Below are 22,243 nucleotides of genomic sequence, written 5' to 3'. Positions count from 1 at the left end.
TTTTGCAAAACGAGGCGTAGCTTCTTTTGTTCATATAATTGACAAAATCTATAACATAAATCATAATAATGATAATAAAACTTTTAGAAACGATATTAAGGAGCATAATATGAGATTAAGAAATGTTAAAGATTCAGATAAAAAGATTTCCATTCATCCAAAGGTTGTAAAAAACGAAAAGAACTACAAGGGTAAATGGAATAAGATATTTAACAATGATAATCCTATACATATAGAGATTGGAATGGGTAAGGGTAAGTTCATAACAACATTAGCAAAAAATAACCCCAATATTAACTATATAGGGTTTGAGAAATTTACTAAAGTATTAGTAAGAGCCTTAAAGAATTTAGAGGAGGAAGATCTTAGAAATGTTTTAGTTATCAGAATGGATGCAGAGGAAATACTTGATGTATTTCAAGAAGGTGAGATTGATAGAATATATCTTAACTTTTCTGATCCATGGCCAAAAGACAGACATGATAAAAGAAGACTGACTCATCATAACTTCTTAGAAAAATATGAGAAAATATTATCACCTGATGGAAGAATATGTTTTAAAACGGATAATAAGGATTTATTCGAATTTTCTCTTGAGGAGATTGAAAAATATGGCTGGAAAGTTGAAAAGGTGACCAGAGATTTACACAGTAATGATAATGGAGAAGATAATATTATGACTGAATATGAAGAAAAATTTGTTAGTATGGGGATACCTATTTCTAGGCTCGAAGCTGTTAAAGAAAGATTAAGTTAGTAATTAAATTATTAAATAACGGCAAAAATATTAATTAATGTATCATTACAATAAGGAGGGCATAGGTATGAAAAGCAAGGTAAAGGTAAAAAGGGATGAGAAATTAGGAAGAACATTTATTGATTTTTTCAAGTTGAAAGACAAAGATAAAAAAGATTATAGATTCGATGTGTTAAATATTTTATTAAGAGACCAAGACCTATTAGTTATGATTAATACTAATCTATGTTGTACTGTAGATAATAGTGTACCAAGAGATAATATTAGAGTAATCGAAAAATACGTTAAGGACAAAGGTTTTAAAAATATTGTTATACCTATAGAAAATACCAATAAAAAATCTGTATTTGGTTTTTCTATCGGTACTAAGAATAAAAACACATCCTATAAATTAGGATTTATTATGCCGAAAGGAAATTTTGATAGAGAATTATATGAAGACCTTTTTAATATTTATGATATTGAGATAGGGGTTGGATTGATTAAAGATGAAGAAGAGATATTAGAGGATTTCAGAAAAGGTTATTTTGATTCTCTTTTTAATAAAGAATATTTTAGGAACAGTGTTTATGTAGGAATCATGTTCGATAAAATAATAACAGATCTAGAATTTGATTTTGATGAAATAGCAAATCTTAGTAACGCAAAATAATTTGTAATATTTTATATTATTTCACATACTTTTAATATGAGAAAACTAATAGAAATATTTTTCTTGTTAAAAGAGGTGAACTCATGTTAGAAGGCAATAATAAAAGAAATAATTTTATGGGCAAGATAATAGAAATAAAAAATGAAAAAGAATTTGTTGTGGAAACTTTAGATAAGAATAATTACATTATTGTGGATATAACTGAAGATGTTATTTTTGAAGAGGGAATAAGTAAAGAATTTCAATTAGGAAATATAATCATGTTCGAAACAATAAAATCTTTAACAGTTAGCGAATATCCTGTACAGTATAATGTAACTAAAATACTGGTTAACGAACAAGATAAAGAGATATCTATTGATGATAGAGAGACCATTAGCGGGTTTCTGGGTGTATTTCCAGATAAAGTTTTAGATCGTAATAATAAAGAGGTAACAGTAAAAAGTAAAGATACTATAGCTGTTGTGTTAAATGAATATGATATAAATTATGAGTACGAAAAAGATGACAAACTTATTCTAGTTAGTGAAGCAAAAGAGGCACAAGATGATTATACAAAACATTATTGGGGATTTTCTGTTAATGGTGAAGAAGGAAAATCCAAACTTGAATTTTCATTGATAAATAAAGAAGATGAAATCCAAGAAAAGATTTATTTTAGTATAAATATTATTAATTTAACTTTACCACCTTCAATTAATGTATGTAAGTAAAAGGTTATAGGTTGGTTTGCAGAATAAAAAGATATAAGAACGACTATGTTTTTATTCTGCAAAGCCTTTTAATTAGCTTACCATTATAGAATATTGAAACAAAATTTTATGGATAAGTCCCTTAATAGGTGAAATCTCATATAATATTGTAGATAATATTATATAGTTAGAGGATTACATTATCTTTTAATAAAAAGGGGGATATATGAGATTTTCTGATAAAGTAAAATATAGGTATTTACAACAAAGCTATGGTAAAAAGAATAAGAAAAAACAAGAGTTCAATATTACTAAGAGCTTAGATGATATGGAAAATTATCTAGAAAAATTATTTAGTAAGTATACCAAGAAGAATAAATAAACATATATATATGATTAGAATGTTAAATATGATGGGCTGGAAAGCCCTAATTTTATGTTAAAGTAAATTATACATACTATTTTATAATTTAGCTTCAAACTAAAGCATATAAGAATAATTGTAAGGGAAACTATCAGTACTTGACAAAAAATGCCACCTATTTAAGGCAGCATCATAGTTACTTTGTTTTTCTGTATTAGCTAGTATTATCTCCGACCATGGAAGTAGGTTATCTAGGAAAGATAGGTCTTTATCTTCCATAACAGTTTTCATATTATCTGTTAATAATTCCTTTGGAATACCTCCAAATGTTTTATTTAAAAATGAAAACAAAATATCTTGTGTTTTGTTAAGAGATAATCTATAAACTTATCTTTTGAATATTGCCAAAACACACGTTTATAATAAAATATTTAGATTCATCACTAAGTAGTTCTTTGATTATCGGATAAAATTCAACTATATTAGATAAACGTGTAGATGGCTTTGTATAGCCATTAATATATTTATCAACAGTACACGTATCAACTCCCAATTCTCTTGCTATTTGACTTTTGTTTACCTTCAAGTTACTTTCCTCCATGAGGCGCTTTAATTTTTTAAAATCTTATATTATATTTAATAATCATGCATTCTTAAGTGATCACTTTCTTACATTACTTATTGTATCATTTATATTAGTAATAGGTGTCCACTGGGTAAGATTATACTGGCGTTTAATTTCTCTAGAAAAAATTCATAAAAAACCTCCAAGTAATTCAAGTAACTTTAAAACCTCTAAGAGTGATTAAAGTAAATGAAGTTATCTTGGATTATCTCATAGGTGGATCTGGATGGCTAGGTACTGACTATTTACCGTATACGAATAAACTATCATTAGATAATGTACATTATAAGAATATACTTATCTATTGACTTAACATAAAATTTAGATTTATATTTGTGTTAGCCTAGTTTTTTCTAATCCGTTTTCTAGTCTTTTATGATTCATTAATGTTAGTAGTAATATAGATGAGTATTGTCATCATGCTTTTTCAAAGTAATGCTTTTCTTTATTTTTCTAAGGATAATTTCCTTAATTTTTCTTTTGCCTTCCATTAACTCTTTAGATTGTTAACATTTAAATAGTTCAAGGTACATTGTATTAAAAGATATGATAATTTAATATAAAAATCTAATGTATGTCGTGGTAATGTCGTAAAATACCATGATAACATAACATCAAGCCAATAAACCTAGGAAATCTTATTAAGGCTAAGATAATAGTTTAGTAGAATAAGTTGACTTTTTTTATTAAATTATATCTATTATTAATGTAGAAGTTAATCGCGATTACTTTATAAAAAAAATAGGAAGGTGATACAATGAAAAAGATAGAAGAACAAATGAGCTGTAAACTTAGTAAGGCTGATGCTTTAGAATATATTGATAAAGAAAAAATAACATTTACAGCTATAATAAACGAAGCTGAGGCTGTAGAGACAAAATTAAAGGAGGAAAATGAATAATGGGAAAATGTGATATTAGAGTACAGAATCTAATTTTAGCTACGGGACAACCCACTCCACTACCTTCTGGAGGTCCAGCAAATTTTAACTTCCAAATAGCTAATTATACTAATATTGATTCAGATGGATTCAATGTTACTGTTAAAAGAGATGGGGAAATAGGTGAAAGTGGTATTTTTTATGTATCAAAAGTACCTGCTATGACAGTTATTAACTATCCTCTTGAAATAAATGGAGTTATAGGAGGTACTCATGAAATAGAGATTGAGGCTTTATATGATGATTTAGATCTTTCCAATAATAAAGTAACAGGCACATTTATATGGGCGGGCATACCAAATCTTCAAACAATAATAACTAATATTGTTCCAAGTACTGTTGAACTTTGCCAAGATGTAAGAATTAATTTCAGAGTTAATAATTTCAGTTATGATAACGTTGAAGGTACAACAAATATTAAAGTATTAGTTAATAATCAATTAACTAATCTTGGCTGGAGAAAAGAAAATTTTAAGGCTAGGACATATATAGAACAATCATTTACTGCTAATTTTATGGAACCAGGGGTTTACAAAATAAGTATTGTAGCAGATTCACTTACTGCGGTAGAATCAAATGAAAATGATAATACTGCTGAAGCTAGAATTACAGTTAAAGATGCTACTAGACTCAATAACGACAATCCAACTAAACCCATACTAATTAATCAAGGTGATGTGCACTGGTATTATGCACAATTCAAGGAAGATGGAAAAGCTAATTTCTATGTTAAACCATTGAAAGAATCATTAGATGTGAATATAGAAATTCATAAAGAAAGTGTTAGGGGAGAATTAATAGGTAAATCTTCAAAAGGTGCAGGTCAGGCGGATTTAATTGAGAAAAAATCTGTGCAGGCAGGGGTTAAATATTATATTGGAATAAGTTGTAACTCAGGTTCAGGGTGTTATAGTTTGAAATGTAAAAATTATACTTTAGATCAAATTTTATCATATGATGAAATTGAATCATATGTAAATAGTAATAATTTAACATCAATACAAAGAGATGCATTACATAGAATTAATACATATGCCAACAATGAAAAAATTAAACAAGCAATTTGTAATAATCAACCTATAATTTTTTTCTTTGAGGGTGCAGGTTTAAATACCAATACAAAATATAATAAAGAGAATGGTAGATCTGAATATAGTATTGATAGGTATGGTGCTATCTCACTGATTATTAAAAACAATAAAATAATTTTTTTTACTGATCAAGCGTCAACTTTACCAGACAAACCTAAAGGGACTAAATATGATATTCCAACATTATTAGATGGTGTGTATAGTATTGCAGAATTTTTACATAAAAGTACATATCCAGCCTTCAATATTAAGAATGCAAAGGTTATTAGATACGGTGCAACAGAATGGTATAATAGTACAAGCAATGGCATTAATATCCATGTAGGTTATAATACATATAAATATCCTAATTATCCTGCTAAAGATGGAGATGGTAGTTGGAGTAATTCAGAAGGATGTCAATTATTAAGTATGAGAGAAAATGTAAAAAGTGATGCAGCATCTTCTAATTGTTTATGTTATGATCCTAATGGAACAGTTTGTGGTATCTATAATAAATTCTCAAAATCTATTGGTTTAGTGGATAGTAATATTTTTAGTTCAACAAATGGAAGTGTAATAAATAAAAAAATGAATTCTGTAAGTGGAATTGTAGTTGTTGATAGGGAATATTTGGATGTTAATAATATAACTTTACAATCATTATATGGAAAAGATGGCCTAGAGTATGTTAGAAGTGGTGTTAATTAAATTTTAAAAGATATAAAAGTTAATATGTTTTGAATGGATAAATGATATTATATAAATATAGATGTTAACTAAAAATACTGCTCTAGGACAAATACAGACCTACTTTCTTAATTGAAGGTAGGCCTTTTTATGATTGATTATTATTGAATTATCTGTTAATATAGGCATATAAAGTTATTTGTGGAAAAAGGTTAATTTTTGTTTTTAATAAAATTATTTGATTAATTAGCTTATAATACTAAGAGAATATAGTTTTATTTAATAATATATAAAAAAATAAGGAGAATGTAGGAATGAAGAGAATTGTGATATTTCTTTTAGCAAGTATTTTTCTGATATCTTGCACTAACTCAAAAGATATATTAGTGTCAAAATTAGAACAAGCAAACAATAAAATAAGTACATATGATCAACAACTATCTGATTTAGCATCAAAAAATGATAATTTGTTAATGGTAAATCAAAAGTTAGAGAATACAATAGAGGATAATAAATTAATTATTGCAAATATGCAGAAAATAATAGAAGATAATAAATCTAAAATAGATGAGTTTAAAAGTAAAATGGAAGAATATGAAAATAAAAATTTACTCCTTCAGAATGAAATGAATTATGGGAAAAAAGAATTATCTAGTAAGAATGAAGTAGAGTATGAAGAAATTGATGGTTATAAAATACCAATAAAACACTCCAAAACTTTTTATGCCTTTAGTATTGATGAATCTTACGTAGAAGATGGTGATCATGTTATTTATAGTTATGACACATGGGAAATTAAAAATGGGAAAAAAACAATGATCAGTAATATAAACTCTTTAGAACAGTATTGGTATAGAGAGACTACAAAGTTACCAAGCACTATTAATTTAGAGATTAAAGATCCAATTCAGTGCTCTGGATTCTTAGGATTAGCATTATATAATGGTGCTCGTAATACTATTAATGAATATATGAATTACGGATTAGTAAAAAAAGCAATATTATATGTTAATTTAATTCCTAAAGCAGTTTTATATTTTGATGAAGCTATGGGAAGACAAGAGGTATATATACATTTAAAAGATGAATTAAACTTACAATTAGAATTTAAAATTGTGGAAACATATAATTCATTTAGTACTCAAAAAGGTGTAGCTATAAGTCATATTGAGTTATTCGGTGGTCGCTAAATCAAAGAAGTACTGATTAATAGGATAATACTCTTGCGTGCGTCACAGAAACTCTGGGTTTGCAGTTTGTGCTTGCCTAGGGTTTTTATTTGATTAAATAGAGGTTTTAGGCATAGTTTAGGGGTATACGGTAAACCATCGGTACCTTGACAAAAAATGCCACCTATTTAAGGCAGCATCATAGTTACTTTGTTTTTCTGTATTCAGTTAGTATTCTCTCCGACCATGGAAGTAGGTCATCTAGGAAAGATAGGTCTTTATCTTCAAACTAGCATATAAGAATAATTTAATAATTTTTCTCATATGCTTTGGATATTTATCTAAGTTTTAAGATTTCATATATGACTACGTAAGCAACAAATATTATTATGGATAATATAAGGTAGATATCAAATATTTTTGGCTTTTTAATTTTTGGTTGTTCTATTTCTGAAACATCATTTTTAGTGAATAGGTATTGTTTATTATTATGTCGTACGGCTACCTTAAATAATAGATAAACAACAGGTAATGTGAATAATGTTAATATTAGCGGTCCTGGTAAGAGTGATAATATTGTCTCATGCCCTACACTATCTATAGATTCTTGTAGTAAATCATCAAAATCAGTAATTTGCCCAAATATTTCTTGTAAAATCATTGCTACTTTGACTAAAACCATTTGTAATCCATTAATTAAAAAATGAATAATCATGCTTGAATATATTGAACCAGTTATTTTAACTAATAAACATAATATAATTCCCATTACGAATGCATAAGAAAATTGGTTACCATTAAGGTGAAGCATTCCAAAAGATAAACCACTGATTAAGGCTGTTTTATATATATTCACGTTTTTATAATTAGATACTAAGATACCTCTGGTAACAAATTCTTCATTAATTGCTGGAAGTACAGCTACTAATATCAATAATAGCCATAATGGCAAATCAGCAATAGAAAAAATAGTAGATGATACTTGATTTTCAAAAAATATTTGTGATAGTATATTAACGACACTTAGTAGAGGTTGTATCAGTAATCCTATGCCAATAGATATCAAAATGTTAATAATATCTAATTTCTTTAACATAAGTGTTTCTTTTATAGATTCTCTTGTAATGATAAAATATAGAATAACAGGAATCACTATAAATATAAGTTGAGGTATCAGTATACTGCATACATAAGTTATTTTAAAATTAAAGATTTTGGCTAAATAACTTATTGTAAAGGGACCAACAAAAGCCATTATTGAAATAAGTATAAATATAAATCTATTACCACGTCTTGTAGAGTTCATAAAAACTTAATCCTTTCTAAATTTGATTATCATTTATTTACCATTTTATTTTAAATTAATATAAAGTATAATTTTAACTAAATTTCATTTGATTTTAAAGTTTAATCTTTAACTAAATATAGCACATGGGAAAGATATATTCAACTTTTTATAATAGAATTATCAACTTTTTGATATACTTTTACGTCTTATATATGTAAGGAGGTAAATATAACGGATGTCGACATTTAACAATGATCATTATAACAAACTTGTTGAGTTCATAAAAATTCATCAAGATGATTTTTATAGATTAGCGTACAGTTATGTACACAATAGAGATTCTGCATTGGATATTGTCCAAGAATCCATTTATAAAAGCCTTACGTCAATAGATAAACTAAAAAACATAAATAAAATAAAAGCATGGATGTTTAGTATAATAATAAATACTTCTATAAGTTTCTTAAGAAAAAATAAACGACTTATTATTACAAACAATATTCCCGAAGCCGTTCAATATCAAAATATTGATATTGCTGATAAAATGGATCTTCATCAAGCTATAGAAAGACTTGATATGAAGTATAAAACGGTAATAATATTAAGATATTTTCAAGGTCTGAAGATTAATGAAATAGCCGATATTACAGGGGTTAATGTTAATACTGTAAAATCAAGATTATATAGTGGAATAAATAGACTTAAAGTAATATTAAATAAGCGAGGATAATTATGGAAAATAAATTATATAAGATGAAACAAGAATATGAAAATATCACTATTCCTAAAGAGTTAAATGATATTGTTGAAAAAACAATTGAAGAGACTACCAGAAAAGTGATAAGAAGAGAAATGATATTCAATAGAGGATTCAAGGCAGTAGGTGCTACTTTTTTAATATGTATTTTGTTTATATTTGTATTGAACACTAATAAGACATTAGCCAAAACAATATCTAATTTACCTATCATAGGTAGAGTTGCTAGAGTACTGACTTTTGTAGATTATAAATATGAAAATGATAGCATAACTGAAAATGTTGTGATTCCTAGAGTTGATGGTCTTAATGATGTAGACTTACAAGACAAAATCAATACAGAGATAAAAAATAAAATGGATGAGCAAATAAAAGAAGCTGAAAAGCGTGCAGAAGAGTATAAAGAAGCGTATTTTGAGACAGGTGGAACACAAGAAAATTATAAACCTATAAAATTCGAAATTGATTATGAAAAAAAATATAATGATGAATCAATTTTATCATTTATCATATATCATAATGAAACTCTTGCACCTGCCTACTCCGGTTCATATTATTATAATATCGATTTAACTACTGATAAAGAAATGACATTAGAAGATGTTCTTGGTAAGGATTATATGACTAGAGCAAATGAAAGTATTGAAAAACAGATAAAGAAATTACTAGAGAATCCTCCAAAAGATCGACATTATGGATTCTTTAAAGGAGAATCAGGATTCAAGAGTATAAAAGAAGACCAAGGTTTCTTTATAAATAGCAATCAAAAAGTAGTAATTGTGTTTGATAAATACGAAATAGCTGATGGAGCAACAGGTAAACTTGAATTTATTATTGATTAGATATTATATAAAGCATTAATAAAGAAAGATCATTAACTATTAGTGGTCTTTTTTTGCAAATCAAAACATTTATTTTATGGTAAATAAGAAAATCCTATTTAATTTAAACTTTAAATATTTTACTAATTTAAATTGTTGAAATTAATGGTACAAAGTGGTATATTTAAATTGATATTTACGCATTATATATTATAGCTGAATATTAATTATTATTGTAAATTTGAATATTATATAGATTATTTTAAATAAATCTATAATTTTAGCATATGATAGAGTGAAGGTATAATTTCAGCTATTAAGCTATAACAAGAAAAATATCAAAAAGAAAAAAAAGTATTGACATATATCACTATATTAGAATATAATGATATTATAATAATCTAAAAATAATTAAGGAGGTTTTATTATGGCACTAGCATTTACAGATCTTAATTTTGAAGCAGAAGTTCTTAACTCAGATATACCTGTACTAGTTGACTTTTATGCAGATTGGTGTGGACCATGCAAAATGATGGCACCTGTTATAGATGAATTAGCTAAAAAATACGAAGGAAAAGCTAAAATAGGGAAATTAAACGTTGATCAGAATGGTGAAACAGCTCAAAAATACAGAGTTATGAGTATACCGACAATGTTATTGATCAAAAATGGTAAAGTTGTTGATACTGTTGTTGGAGCAGTACCAAAACAGCAGTTAGAATCAAAAATTGAATCAGCAATGTAGAATAAATTTATAAGGAGCCTATTTACACATTTCGTAAATAGGCTCCTCTTTTAGAAAAATACGAGTTTTATTTTCTATATCACGTTAAATAGTTTATAAGATTAAATATTCTATGACCTATTTGTGCCAAAATTTTATAAGTTATAACAAGATTGACTAATGTAAAATATAAACAAAAAATATATAATAATACAAGACGCGCGTATATATATTTCTTTATACTTAAGTTTCACTTAATGTTTTCTACTTATATCTATATCTAATCGTTAATATATTACCCATTAAATAACCTAAATTAAAATTTCTGTGGAGGTGAACCAATTTTTTACAATGTAAGAATTAAAACTATAATTATGTAAGTAGGAGGAGGAAAATAATCTCAAGAAAATATTTTAAGAGTTTTTTTTCAATAGTTCTATGTATCACTTTAATTTTGACAGTATCAATTTTATCTTCTAGTGCTTCAGGGTCAGGGGTTCCTGCTATACCATCTCTAAGCCATAATCAGTGGTCTGGAGATATTGATGGTGACTATGATTTGACATGGAACATATGGTACGGAAATAACGGGACAAGCTGGAAACTATTTGAGAAGATAGGAGCAGGTGATTACGAGGAGATACATAGTGGTAATTTGACTGATAATACACCTAATCCTCAAACAGAATCTTTTCAGGTAAGAGGAAGAACAATAGAGGGGACATATAAATATTATGTAGAGATAACTAATTCCTATGGAACTACAGCAAGTGATGAAATATCAGTAGTAGTGGGTAATGCAACAGGTAATATAATAATTAAGGGTATTGATACTCAAAAAGTAGTTTGTCAATTCACGCAACCTCAAGGACCTATTGAGTATACTCTTAGTTTTAATGGAATTAATAATCCTGATTTTACTGTGATTACTAATAATAGTTCAATAATCGATTGTACAATAGAAAATAGTAATATCCTTAAGATTGAGGGTAAAAAAGCAGGACGTGCTTCACTTAAAATAAAAGAAAAGAATACAGGAGAAGAAAGATATGTTGGAGTAAGAATCAAAAATGGGGATGGAAGTCTTCCAGGTATGCCAGATTATCTTTCTATAGGTTCTGTGAGTGAAGATAAACAGGGAGATCTTGATTTTTGGAGAGATTTTAGTTCAGATGATAGAAATAAGAGAATGGATATAAGGTATATCTACATTAATGGTGGTCCAATAAATGGATGGCGTAGCTGGACTAATGTTGATGGAGCACGTGCTAAGAATTTTATTATTGAGAGCAGAAAATTAGGTCTGATACCGTTTTTTGTATATTATAATATTCCTGATAGTGGTGAAAGTTATAGCTTGGATTTGGCACATATTCAGGATACATCATATATGGATGCCTATTACAAAGATCTAAAATTCTTTTTGGATATCTGTAAAGATTATGCACAAGATGATACTGTAGGAATAGTATTTGAACCAGATTTTCTTGGATATATGATGCAACAATCAGGTAAACAGCCTAATGAGATTACTGCTGAAGTAAGTGCTGCATATAGTAGTGGTGTGTTAACTAGTGGAGAAGACCCTGATTTCCCTAATACTGTTGAAGGACTAGTGAAATCAATTAATTATATTGTTAGTAAATATTATCCACAAGCTTATTATGGATGGCAATTCAATCTATGGGCTTATGATGGACATGATGTTCCAAATAATGGTATTTTACATAAAACAGAAACAATGGGGTTAACGGATGGATTGAATTTTATTAGAGAGAAAGCACAACTTATTACTGATTATTATGTTAGTGCAGGTGTGAAAACGTATGGAGCAGATTTTGTTTCAATTGATAAATATGGATTAGATGGTGGTGGAGTGACTCCTGATTCAGCTAATAATCCAGCAGGTTCTACATGGTTCTGGAATAGTGATATATGGAATAATTACCTTGAATTCGTGAAAATTATGAATACTAGTTCTAATCTTCCTGTAATCTTATGGCAGATACCAGTAGGACATATTAATACAAGTCAAGCATTAAATCCATATGCTAATGGGTTGTTTCCTGATTTGAATGGAACTTCAACTAAATATGAAGATTCCGCACCAGCATATTTCCTTGGAGATATATTTAAACCAGGTTCTACAGAACGATTTAATTATTTTAAGACCAATACACATAAGGATAATAGAATATCAGATAATGGTATTGATACTATAACGTGGGGACATCATATGGATAAATCAAAAGATGCAGGGGTCATTTCAATACTATTTGGTGCTGGAGTTAACAGTAGTACTGATGGAGTAGGTTCTCCTCCAACAGATGATTACTGGTGGATTACTATGGTCCAAAGATATTTTGCTAATCCAATACCGTTTAATTAATTATATAAAAAAACGAAGAGGTTATTCAACCTCTTCGTTTTTTTCATTTTGGATGTCATCATCATCTATTACTTCTTGTTGTTTTTTGTTCATTTTCATTTCATATTTCTTATTTATCTGTTTATCTATAATGTTCTTGATTACTGCGAAGAAAGGAACACCTAAGAACATTCCAATCAAACCAAATAATTTTCCACCGACTAATATTGAAAAAATTACCCAAAATGGACTTAGTCCAGTTGAATCACCAAGGATTTTTGGCCCTAGAATATTGCCGTCGAATTGTTGAAGAGCTAATATGATTAATGCGAACCATAAAGCCTGTATGGGACTTATTAATAATACTAATATAATTCCAGCGAAACCTCCAATGAATGGACCGAAATAAGGAATCATATTCGTAACTCCAACAAAAACACTTATTAGAAGAGCATTAGGTATATTTACTATCATTGTTATGATAAAGCATAATATACCAATAATCAAAGAATCTATTAATTTACCTACAAAAAATTTAGAAAAAATCTGATGACTATCTTTTAAAATAGCTATAAGGCTATTTGATGTTTTTTCTCTAAATAAAGCAATTATTCCTTTATTAAAACTTGCTATAGACTTTTCTTTGCTCGCTAATAAATATATGGCTATAATAAAACCTAACAAAATATTAAGAATACCGAAAGTAAAGTTCTTAGTGAGAACATAAAGGGAAGGCACAATGTTACTGAATACATCGTAAACATTATTTAATGCTCCAGGAATATTTTTAAGGTTATTATCGATAAAGTTATTTATAGCTTCAGGATCAATAAAATCAATTGAACTGTTATTTACAAAAGCAGTAATTTCATCAATCAAATCGTCTATTAGATCTGGTAATTTAGTAATTATATCTCCTAAACTAGTGACAAGTTCAGGTATGATAAAAGCTAAAATAACTATTATGAAACCTAGTACGGTTATATAAGAAAATAAGATTGCTAGACCTCTTTTGGTTTTAAGGCTTTTGATTTTTCTTTTTCTTAATCTGATTTTACCTATTATTTTTTCAAACCAAACTACTAGTGGATTAATAAAATATGCTATTAAGAATCCTATTATAAAAGGGGATAATGTAGATAGAGTGTTCTTTAAAAAAATTGTTGTTTCATTCCAGTTACCAATGAATTTATAAAATAATATACTGCCAAAAATTACTAGAATTGTATAGATGCTTATTGTAGTATATCTTTTATTCCATTGAATTTTCATATTTTGCCCTCCTCAACAGTTATATTCAATATATAAATATGAAAAACAACTTTATACATATTTAACTCTAATGCCTATTAAAAATTATATAAGATGAAAGGTATTTTTTAATAAACAATAAAGATTTTGTTTGTATGTAATATTTCAATAATAATTTAAGAGTATTTTTAAAAGTTCTTATATTATATATAACTACATCATAACAAATATTACTAATACATGGAGTAATATTAATAAAAATTAATATAAAATTAATAATTCTAAATAATACTTACTTAACGCTCTTCAATAACCATTCAAAGGAGTAAATTCAAAGGGATATTAAAAAATATAGTAGTTTTTTCTAGGTAAAAAAATACTAAATAAGGTATATTTAATTATTTCCAATTTATAATACTGTATTCAAGAGAATATTATGTTTAGATACTAGGAATAATGAATAAATACTTATTTTTTAGGGGAAATATTATTATATACTACATTATTTTTCTTTTCATGTAATATAAAAAAAATTAGTAGAATAAAGATTATAGGTGTTTTTTAAATATTAAGTATTGACAAAAACTTTAATAGTGAGTATTATAGGATTACCGACCGACCGTTCGGTCGGAAAAAGTCACAACAACTAATTGTGAGAGGAGACTTATATGTTATCAAAGTTTAGTGTTAAAAAACCAGTTACAATAGTGATGATAGTACTAATTTTTGTAATATTCGGAGCAGTATCATTCACTCAACTTAATACAGATTTATTGCCAAGTATGAACATTCCTTATGCGGCTGTTTCAACTACTTACATTGGTGCAAGCCCAGGGGAAGTTGAAAATACAGTATCAAAAAGTATTGAAAGTGCACTTGCGACTGTACAAAATGTTAAAAAAATACAATCTATATCATCAGAAAATAGTTCTCTAGTTATCGTAGAATTTAATGAGTCAACTAATATGGATGTAGCCATGTTGGATATGAGAGAAAAATTAGATATGGTTACAGGCTATTTTCCAGATGATGTAGGTTCTCCTATGATTATAAAGTTTAATCCTAGTATGATGCCTGTTATGGGATTTGCTGTTACCAAAGAAGGCAGTGACATGTCAGAAGTAGGAGATTTTGTTGAAAACGTAGTTAAACCAAGATTAGAAAGAATTGAAGGGGTAGCTTCAGTAACAATAAATGGGGCAGTCAAAAAACAGGTTGAGGTAACATTAGATTCAGAGAAGTTGGATCTATTAGGTATTGATAGTGATATGGTATCAAAACTACTACAAGGTTCTAATTTTGATATGCCTGCTGGTCAGATTACAGAAGGTGATAAAGACATAACAATTCGTACATTAGGTAAATTCGATAGTATTGAAGATGTTGAAGATTTTATCCTTATGGAAATACCAGTTCCTGTTATACAAGGAGAAAAAGCTGACGTATGGGATTTATTAAAACAAAAAAAGGATAGTAGTAATAATTCACAAGATTCAGCAGTGTCTGATAGCAATGCAGGTATGACATCCAATGGAAACAATATGACAATGCCTAATGCAGGCGGAATGCCAAATGCAGCTGAAATGACTAACGGTATGCCTAACTCTTCAGAAATGCCTAGTGATATATCTATACCAGGTATAGAAATGGAAACAACAACTATTAGGCTTAATGATATAGCTACAGTAGAAGAAGTAGTGCAAAATGATAAAATGTATTCTAAAGTCAATGGTGAAGATAGTATTTCACTAATGATTCAAAGACAGACAGAATTCAATACTACAGACGTTTCCAAAAAAGTTAATGACGCTATTGATGAGATTAAAGATGAGTATCCAGATATGAATATATTGGTTACACTAGATCAAGCGAAATATATTAATGATATGGTTTCTTCAGTATCTGTTAATGCCATAGTAGGAGCATTACTTGCAATCTTAATATTATTCATTTTCTTAAAGGATGTAAGACCAACAATTGTTATAGGTATAGCTATTCCTATTAGTATAGTCGTATCATTCACATTCATATGGTTAAGCGGTATATCTCTAAATGTTGTTTCATTAGGTGGATTGGCACTTGGAATCGGTATGCTGGTTGATAATGCGGTTGTTGTTCTTGAGAATATATATAGAATGAGAAAAGCAGGGAAAAGTAGAAGAGATGCAGCTATTGAAGGAAGCAAACAGGTTTCAGGTGCTATAATTGCTTCAACGCTAACAACTATAGCAGTATTCTTGCCAGTTATATTCGTAAAAGGTATGACAGCACAGATATTCAAAGAAATGGCTATAACAGTTACATTGACATTACTTGCCAGTTTACTTGTTGCTTTGACATTAGTGCCGATGTTATCTTCCAAGCTTATTAAAAAACCTGATACAAGTACTCATCATAAAGCTATGGATGGGTTTAGAAATCTATATGTCAGAATATTAAAAAGTTCATTAAGACATAGAGCATTAGTAGTAATACTTACGATTATTGTTTTTGCCGCTAGTATTTTTGGAGCATTATCTATAGGAACAGAATTAATGCCTACTACTGATGAGGGACAAATTACAATTACAGCATCAATGCCAAAAGGAACTACTTATAATAATACAGTCAATAAAGTTAAACAGATCGAAGATATTCTTATTGAGTTCCCTGATATAGAGACAATTAGTACTTCTGTAGGAAACGGCGGAGGAATGGGTCAGTTTATGGGAGCAGGCGGAGGAGCAGATAGTGGTACAATCAGTTTAACTCTTGTTCCTAAGTCAGAAAGAAGCAAAACTACACAAGAAATTTCAGATGATATTAGAGATAGTATCCTAGAAAAAGTAGAATGCGATTTAGAAGTTAATGCTGTATCTAACATGATGGCATTTTCATCGGTTCCTGTTCAAGTTGATATAGCAGGTACGGATTTTAATAAATTAGAAGAACTTGCAAAAGAAGTTGCTGGAGTAATAGAAGATATTGATGGAACTGTAGAAGTTGATAATGGAATATCAAAGGGAGCTCCAGAACTTAATATTACTTTAGATAGAGAAGTTGCTGGACCTCTTGGAATTACAACTGCAGCTGTAGCGGGTGTCATAAGACAAAGATTAACAGACGTAAAAGCTACTACACTTGATCTAGATGGGAAAAAAGTGGATGTTTATATTAATAAGTCATCAGATACGGAACTTAAAACAAAAGATATCGAAGAACTTCCATTTACTTCAATGACTGGGGAAAAAGTAAAATTAGGAGATGTAGCTAAGATAGAAGAAGGAGTAGGATATACTTCAATCAATAGAACTAATCAAAAAAGAGTAATAAGTGTTACTAGTAAATTGGAAAAGGGAGTTAGTGCTGGAAAAGTTGGTAAAGTACTAGATGAGAAGTTAAAAGAAGTAGATATTCCGGATGGTTATACTATGGAGAACGCAGGAGAAAATAAAGAGATACAAGATGCTTTCATGAGTTTATTATTGGCACTACTATTAGGTGTAGTATTAGTTTATATGATAATGGCATCACAATTTGAATCATTCTTATATCCATTTATAATTCTTTTCAGTATACCATTAGCTTTCACAGGAGCATTTATCGGCTTGTTTATTACTAGAACACCACTTAGTATAGTCGCCTTTCTAGGAATGATTGTATTAGCCGGAATTGTTGTTAACAATGGTATTGTATTAGTAGATTATATTAATAAATTAATAAAAGTTGGAAAATCTACAAAAGATGCTATAATAGAAGCTGGAAGTGTTAGGATTAGACCTATCCTGATGACAGCTCTAACTACTATATTAGCTGTAATTCCAACATCCCTTGGTATTGGTCAAGGGGCAGAAATGATTGCTCCGCTTGGTATAACAGTTATTGGTGGACTTATTATGTCAACATTTTTGACATTAATAATTGTACCAGTCATCTACTCAATATTTTATGGATTTAAAAAGAAAATATCAAAAAAGGGATAATATTTAGAAGAGGGATAAATAGATGATGAAAAGAACCATGCTATATGAAGCTGCTACAACAATTATGGTTAGAGAAGGCGTCAACGGCCTTACTATATCTAAGGTTGCCAATGAAGCCAATATTGGGAAAAGTACTGTATATGAATATTTTAACAGCAAAGATGAGCTTATATATAAAACCATTAACTATATGGGAGAGCGATATGTAGAAGAAATTTCCCAAAAATTATTTTCTAGTAATACTGGATTTGAAATGACTATCAAATCTCTTATAGAGATTATTATAACTACAATAAGACAAGGTAATACTAACTTTATATTCATGCTGAGTGAATGTGATAAAACTTTTAAATCAAAAGCAGATATTCATAAACAGATTAAGGGTATTATGCTTGGGGTTAGGATGAAGCTATATAATCTTCTAGAAGATATAATTGAATTAGGAGTTAATGAGGGAATTATAGAAAAACCAAAAGATAAAATGACGTATTTGATATGGCAGAATCTTTTAGTAATATTATCCTATGAGTTTTCTGGAGAAGATGTATTTTTGGAAAAACACAATATTACTATAGGTAGTGATGAGGATAATATCAATACCATATATGATTTTCTATTGAAAGTTCTTTAAAACTAAATATTTTTTAATAAATAAGGCAGTCTCATGATTCTGAGACTGCCTTTTAAATAGAAAAATTCTACATCATTTCTTTTAAATCATCCATTAATCTTTCAGCTTTATGCATCATTTTTTTCCCTTTTCTCTGCATCTTACGCATATCACGTTTATCCATGTTCATAAGAGCCAATGATGATGCACCAATTACGCTTCCTACTATTAAACCTGTTGCAAATTTCATTATTTATATCTCCTTCCTCAAATTCTCCTTTAGAATATTAATGAATAGTAAGTATAATTACAATAGATATTAATTTGGATTTAATATCTTTATATATATTTTGGGAAAATATGATAATAATTATACTGGTAAAAAATGAAAAGATAAATTTTATCCACAAATTTTTATCCACAAGGACAAAAGGTGACAAAATAGTTATGTAAAGTAATTAATAAGAGAAATAAAGCTTTTTATATTTGTTAATAAATTAACCTTTTTCAATAAAAATTATCAGGAATTTATATAGATATATAATGATATTTTAATATGTCCCATGACAAAAATGTGTATAGATATTAAAGTTATCCCCAAGAAAATGGGGTTATCAACAGGAAAAATGTGGATAACTACCAAAATTGATTAAAATTTTACATTTATACACATCAAAACCATGAAGCAGGGCAACTCCATGGTTTGATAGGAACAGCAATATTATATGTATACTGCTTTTTAATAAGTGTACGTTTTCCTAAATCATTTTAGGTACTTTTAGAACAAAGGGCATTGCTCTGTTTGTTTACAAATTAAACGAGTATGTATTAAAATACTCCCTCAATTATATAAGATGTTAAATGGTTCTAATGGTTACAAAATATTTAAAAAAAAACTAAAACAGTACATAATACCTATACAACCCATTGGAATAATAGTAGTTTAGACCTATAAATATAATGTTGAGTTGAAAATAAATTTGTGCAATAATATAAAAGAATAGTTCCAATAGGAATAATAATAAATGTTAGGAGAAATAACATGGCGAAATTGTTTTTTAAATACGGCACAGTTTTTTCCGCAAAATCTTTAAATCTTATTGCAACAGCTCATAATTATCAGACTCAAGGTAAAGAAGTATTACTTTTAATTCCTAAAATAGATACTAGAAGTGATGGATATGTAGCTACTAGAGCAGGATTCAAAATGCCAGCTGAGTTAATTGATGATGACACAGATATCTTTGATTTGTATGCATCACATCGTGATAAAAAAGATAATATTGATTGTATATTAGTTGATGAATGCCAGATGTTAAAGACTAAACATATAGATCAACTTAGAGAGATTGTTGACACATATGGTACCCCTGTTATTTGTTATGGCCTTAGAGTAAGTTATACATTGGAATTATTTGATGCGAGCAAAAGATTATTTGAGCTTGCTGATAAACTTGAAGAAATAAAAACTGTATGTTGGTTTTGTAATAATAAGGCTACTCATAATTTAAAAATTGTTGATGACAAACCTATATATGAAGGTGATTCTATTGATATCGGTGGACTTGAGAAGTTTGTGCCGGTTTGTTATCATTGCTATAAAAATCCAAAGATAGAATAGGAAAGATTTTCTTTCCTATTTTTTAAGGATATGAATAAGCATATGAAATAGAAGTAAAATCTATAATAACATAGGGAATAAGATTATTTTCAAGATTAATATGATATAGTAGATTATTTGGAAGTCATATTTTAAACAGTATCCATTTACAGGTATTCAATTCATATTTTAATTCACAAGGTTTTTCTATCCCATTTACGGCAACTACGCAGGCGTAAGTTCTCATAGGATTTCCTGCAATTTTTTCTTCCGTGTGATATAAGACCTTATTTATTTTAACTGTTTTAAGTTCATGTTCTTTAGTTTCCAGACGAAATCGTAGAGGCATTAATACTCCTTTTAGATTAAACCATCCTATCATTTCAATAGGTTCCATAATCACTTTCATAAAAGTCACACTCCCTTTCTTATTAAATGAAAATTAGTGACTATAATTAATAATAGTAACTATTATCTCAGTTATAATAAAGATGACATAAGAGGATAATTTTCTTCTGGCATCCCTCCATTCAGAGGCCTTAGACCACTATATAAAAATGAAGCTCTGATAATGGAAGTATTACCGTATCTTAAACGTATTTTATCTATTGATTCATCTAAAGCAGTATGCTTTTCATAGTTATCAAAATCGAATAGAGATAGTTGTGTATAGGACTTTGAAGTAAGAGAAGATACTCTAACTCCAAGATGCCTTATAGGTTCTTTGTTCCAAGCTTCATCAAATAGAGTACAGGCAGCTTTGTAAATATTACTGGTTATATCTGTAGACTCAGTCAAATTCATTTGATGGGATAATGAAACAAAATCATGTGACTTTATACTTATACTAACCATTTTCGCTATCATATTAGAGTCTCTTAAGCGCATACAAACAGTTTCGGTAAGGGATAATAAAATAAGTTTGGCAGTGCGTGAATCGGTTACATCAAAGGAAATAGTAGTAGAATTACCAATACCCTTTGCTTCAGGAGAACAAGGTTTTACAATAGCGGTAGCCGTTCCGTTAGCATAAGCATGTATAAGGTATCCGTGACTTTTAAAATGTGCATATAAAAGGTCAGGATCAGAGTTGGCTAATTGCCCTATTGTGTAAATACCAAGTTTCATAAGTTTATTATTAGTGGCTCTACCTACCATAAATAAGTCTCTTACTGGTAAAGACCACATTTTTTCTTGTATCTCATCAGGAAACAATGTGTGAATTTTATTAGGCTTTTCAAAATCCGAAGCCATTTTTGCTAATAGTTTATTACTAGAAATACCTATATTAACGGTAAAACCCAGTTCCTTTTGTATTTTATTTTTCAAATAATGAGCAAATTGGATAGGTGAACCAAAATGATGACTCATATTAGTATAATCAAGAAAACATTCATCTACGCTGTACCTTTCAACAAGTGGAAAGTATTCTTTGAATATACTTACCATTGCATCACTGCATTTCATAAAAAGTTTATAATTAGGAGGAACTATTACAAGGGATGGACATTTCTGACGTGCACTGAACAATGATTCACCTGTTTTTATACCATATTTTTTAGCAGGAATAGATTTGGCTAATACAATTCCATGTCGTTTAGATTCGTCACCACCAATAATGGAAGGAATAGTTCTAAGATCAACACAAGATACTTGTTGTTGAAGTCTGTAAGTAGCTTCCCAACTTAAATAAGCTGAATTCACATCAATATGAAAAATAGTATACTGCATAATAAACACCTCTTAAATTTAGTATACACGAACAAGTGTTCGAGGTAAAGGGGTATTTTTTGGTAACAATTGTAAAATAATGGAATCAAAAACACACTAATGATATGATTGAAACCAATAAATATATAAAGTATAATAAAGAAAACATAGTAATGTAGTATTGGTTATTAGA

General features: G+C 28.5%; 19 protein-coding genes and 1 pseudogene. 14 read left to right on the top strand and 6 right to left on the bottom strand.

The window, feature by feature from the left end:
• Positions 1-109: 109 nt before the first annotated feature.
• The 4 genes from trmB (at position 110) to QMG30_RS13695 (ending at position 2,483) form a co-directional block, all read left to right on the top strand.
• Positions 110-757, top strand: a complete 648-nt coding sequence (trmB, locus tag QMG30_RS13710; RefSeq protein ID WP_281816261.1) for a tRNA (guanosine(46)-N7)-methyltransferase TrmB — start codon at positions 110-112, stop codon at positions 755-757.
• 67 nt (positions 758-824) lie between these two features.
• Positions 825-1,409, top strand: a complete 585-nt coding sequence (locus tag QMG30_RS13705; protein ID WP_281816259.1) for a hypothetical protein — start codon at positions 825-827, stop codon at positions 1,407-1,409.
• Positions 1,410-1,492: 83 nt separating this feature from the next.
• Positions 1,493-2,122 (top strand): hypothetical protein, encoded by a 630-nt coding sequence (locus tag QMG30_RS13700; protein WP_281816258.1) that lies wholly within the window; start codon positions 1,493-1,495, stop codon positions 2,120-2,122.
• Positions 2,123-2,327: 205 nt separating this feature from the next.
• Positions 2,328-2,483 (top strand): hypothetical protein, encoded by a 156-nt coding sequence (locus QMG30_RS13695; protein ID WP_281816257.1) that lies wholly within the window; start codon positions 2,328-2,330, stop codon positions 2,481-2,483.
• A 255-nt stretch (positions 2,484-2,738) separates the two neighbouring features.
• On the opposite strand, the pseudogene QMG30_RS13690 reads toward QMG30_RS13695, so the two are convergent.
• Positions 2,739-3,090: pseudogene (locus QMG30_RS13690) on the bottom strand (hypothetical protein); the annotation flags it as partial.
• 757 nt (positions 3,091-3,847) lie between these two features.
• Here QMG30_RS13690 and QMG30_RS13685 point away from each other — a divergent pair.
• The 3 genes from QMG30_RS13685 (at position 3,848) to QMG30_RS13675 (ending at position 6,980) form a co-directional block, all read left to right on the top strand.
• Positions 3,848-3,991, top strand: a complete 144-nt coding sequence (locus QMG30_RS13685; protein ID WP_281816255.1) for a hypothetical protein — start codon at positions 3,848-3,850, stop codon at positions 3,989-3,991.
• Positions 3,991-5,811 carry a hypothetical protein gene (locus QMG30_RS13680; RefSeq protein ID WP_281816253.1) on the top strand — a complete coding sequence of 607 codons (1,821 nt, stop codon included), beginning with the start codon at positions 3,991-3,993 and terminating at the stop codon, positions 5,809-5,811. The genes QMG30_RS13685 and QMG30_RS13680 overlap by 1 nt, the downstream gene beginning before the upstream one ends.
• A 293-nt stretch (positions 5,812-6,104) precedes the next feature.
• A complete protein-coding gene (locus QMG30_RS13675) occupies positions 6,105-6,980 on the top strand; it encodes a synaptonemal complex protein 1 (protein ID WP_281816251.1) in 876 nt (291 codons plus the stop codon).
• Positions 6,981-7,296: 316 nt separating this feature from the next.
• Here the strand turns inward: QMG30_RS13675 and QMG30_RS13670 are convergent, their stop codons facing one another.
• A complete protein-coding gene (locus tag QMG30_RS13670; protein ID WP_281816250.1) occupies positions 7,297-8,265 on the bottom strand; it encodes a CPBP family intramembrane glutamic endopeptidase in 969 nt (322 codons plus the stop codon).
• A gap of 217 nt (positions 8,266-8,482) precedes the next feature.
• Between QMG30_RS13670 and QMG30_RS13665 the strand changes: the two genes are divergently transcribed.
• The 4 genes from QMG30_RS13665 (at position 8,483) to QMG30_RS13650 (ending at position 12,938) form a co-directional block, all read left to right on the top strand.
• Positions 8,483-8,977 carry an RNA polymerase sigma factor gene (locus QMG30_RS13665; RefSeq protein WP_281816249.1) on the top strand — a complete coding sequence of 165 codons (495 nt, stop codon included), beginning with the start codon at positions 8,483-8,485 and terminating at the stop codon, positions 8,975-8,977.
• A gap of 2 nt (positions 8,978-8,979) precedes the next feature.
• A complete protein-coding gene (locus QMG30_RS13660; protein ID WP_281816247.1) occupies positions 8,980-9,846 on the top strand; it encodes a DUF3298 and DUF4163 domain-containing protein in 867 nt (288 codons plus the stop codon).
• A gap of 406 nt (positions 9,847-10,252) precedes the next feature.
• Positions 10,253-10,570 (top strand): thioredoxin, encoded by a 318-nt coding sequence (trxA, locus tag QMG30_RS13655; RefSeq protein WP_281816244.1) that lies wholly within the window; start codon positions 10,253-10,255, stop codon positions 10,568-10,570.
• Positions 10,571-11,003: 433 nt separating this feature from the next.
• Positions 11,004-12,938 (top strand): early set domain-containing protein, encoded by a 1,935-nt coding sequence (locus tag QMG30_RS13650; protein WP_281816242.1) that lies wholly within the window; start codon positions 11,004-11,006, stop codon positions 12,936-12,938.
• 21 nt (positions 12,939-12,959) lie between these two features.
• Here QMG30_RS13650 and QMG30_RS13645 read toward each other — a convergent pair whose 3' ends face one another.
• Positions 12,960-14,189: an AI-2E family transporter gene (locus QMG30_RS13645; RefSeq protein WP_281816241.1), complete on the bottom strand. Its 1,230-nt coding sequence runs from the start codon at positions 14,187-14,189 to the stop codon at positions 12,960-12,962.
• A gap of 647 nt (positions 14,190-14,836) precedes the next feature.
• Between QMG30_RS13645 and QMG30_RS13640 the strand changes: the two genes are divergently transcribed.
• Together QMG30_RS13640 and QMG30_RS13635 are read left to right on the top strand one after the other, a co-directional pair.
• Entirely contained in the window at positions 14,837-18,130 is a 3,294-nt protein-coding gene (locus tag QMG30_RS13640; protein WP_281816238.1) for an efflux RND transporter permease subunit, read from the top strand.
• Between the two features lie 22 nt (positions 18,131-18,152).
• On the top strand, positions 18,153-18,761 hold the full coding sequence (locus QMG30_RS13635) for a TetR/AcrR family transcriptional regulator (protein WP_281816236.1): 609 nt from the start codon (positions 18,153-18,155) through the stop codon (positions 18,759-18,761).
• 67 nt (positions 18,762-18,828) lie between these two features.
• On the opposite strand, the gene QMG30_RS13630 is transcribed toward QMG30_RS13635, so the two are convergent.
• The gene (locus QMG30_RS13630) at positions 18,829-18,990 is read right to left on the bottom strand and encodes a YtxH domain-containing protein (protein WP_281816235.1); all 162 of its coding nucleotides are present in this window, start codon (positions 18,988-18,990) and stop codon (positions 18,829-18,831) included.
• 792 nt (positions 18,991-19,782) lie between these two features.
• On the opposite strand from QMG30_RS13630, the gene QMG30_RS13625 reads away from it, so the two are divergent.
• Entirely contained in the window at positions 19,783-20,361 is a 579-nt protein-coding gene (locus QMG30_RS13625) for a thymidine kinase (protein ID WP_281816233.1), read from the top strand.
• A gap of 124 nt (positions 20,362-20,485) precedes the next feature.
• On the opposite strand, the gene QMG30_RS13620 is transcribed toward QMG30_RS13625, so the two are convergent.
• On the bottom strand, positions 20,486-20,749 hold the full coding sequence (locus tag QMG30_RS13620) for a hypothetical protein (RefSeq protein WP_281816232.1): 264 nt from the start codon (positions 20,747-20,749) through the stop codon (positions 20,486-20,488).
• A 71-nt stretch (positions 20,750-20,820) separates the two neighbouring features.
• A complete protein-coding gene (locus QMG30_RS13615; protein ID WP_330680747.1) occupies positions 20,821-22,071 on the bottom strand; it encodes a Y-family DNA polymerase in 1,251 nt (416 codons plus the stop codon).
• Positions 22,072-22,243: the final 172 nt, after the last annotated feature.

It is taken from the genome of Vallitalea longa (assembly GCF_027923465.1).
Classification (GTDB): domain Bacteria; phylum Bacillota; class Clostridia; order Lachnospirales; family Vallitaleaceae; genus Vallitalea; species Vallitalea longa.
This window is presented reverse-complemented; position numbering and strand designations above follow the sequence as displayed.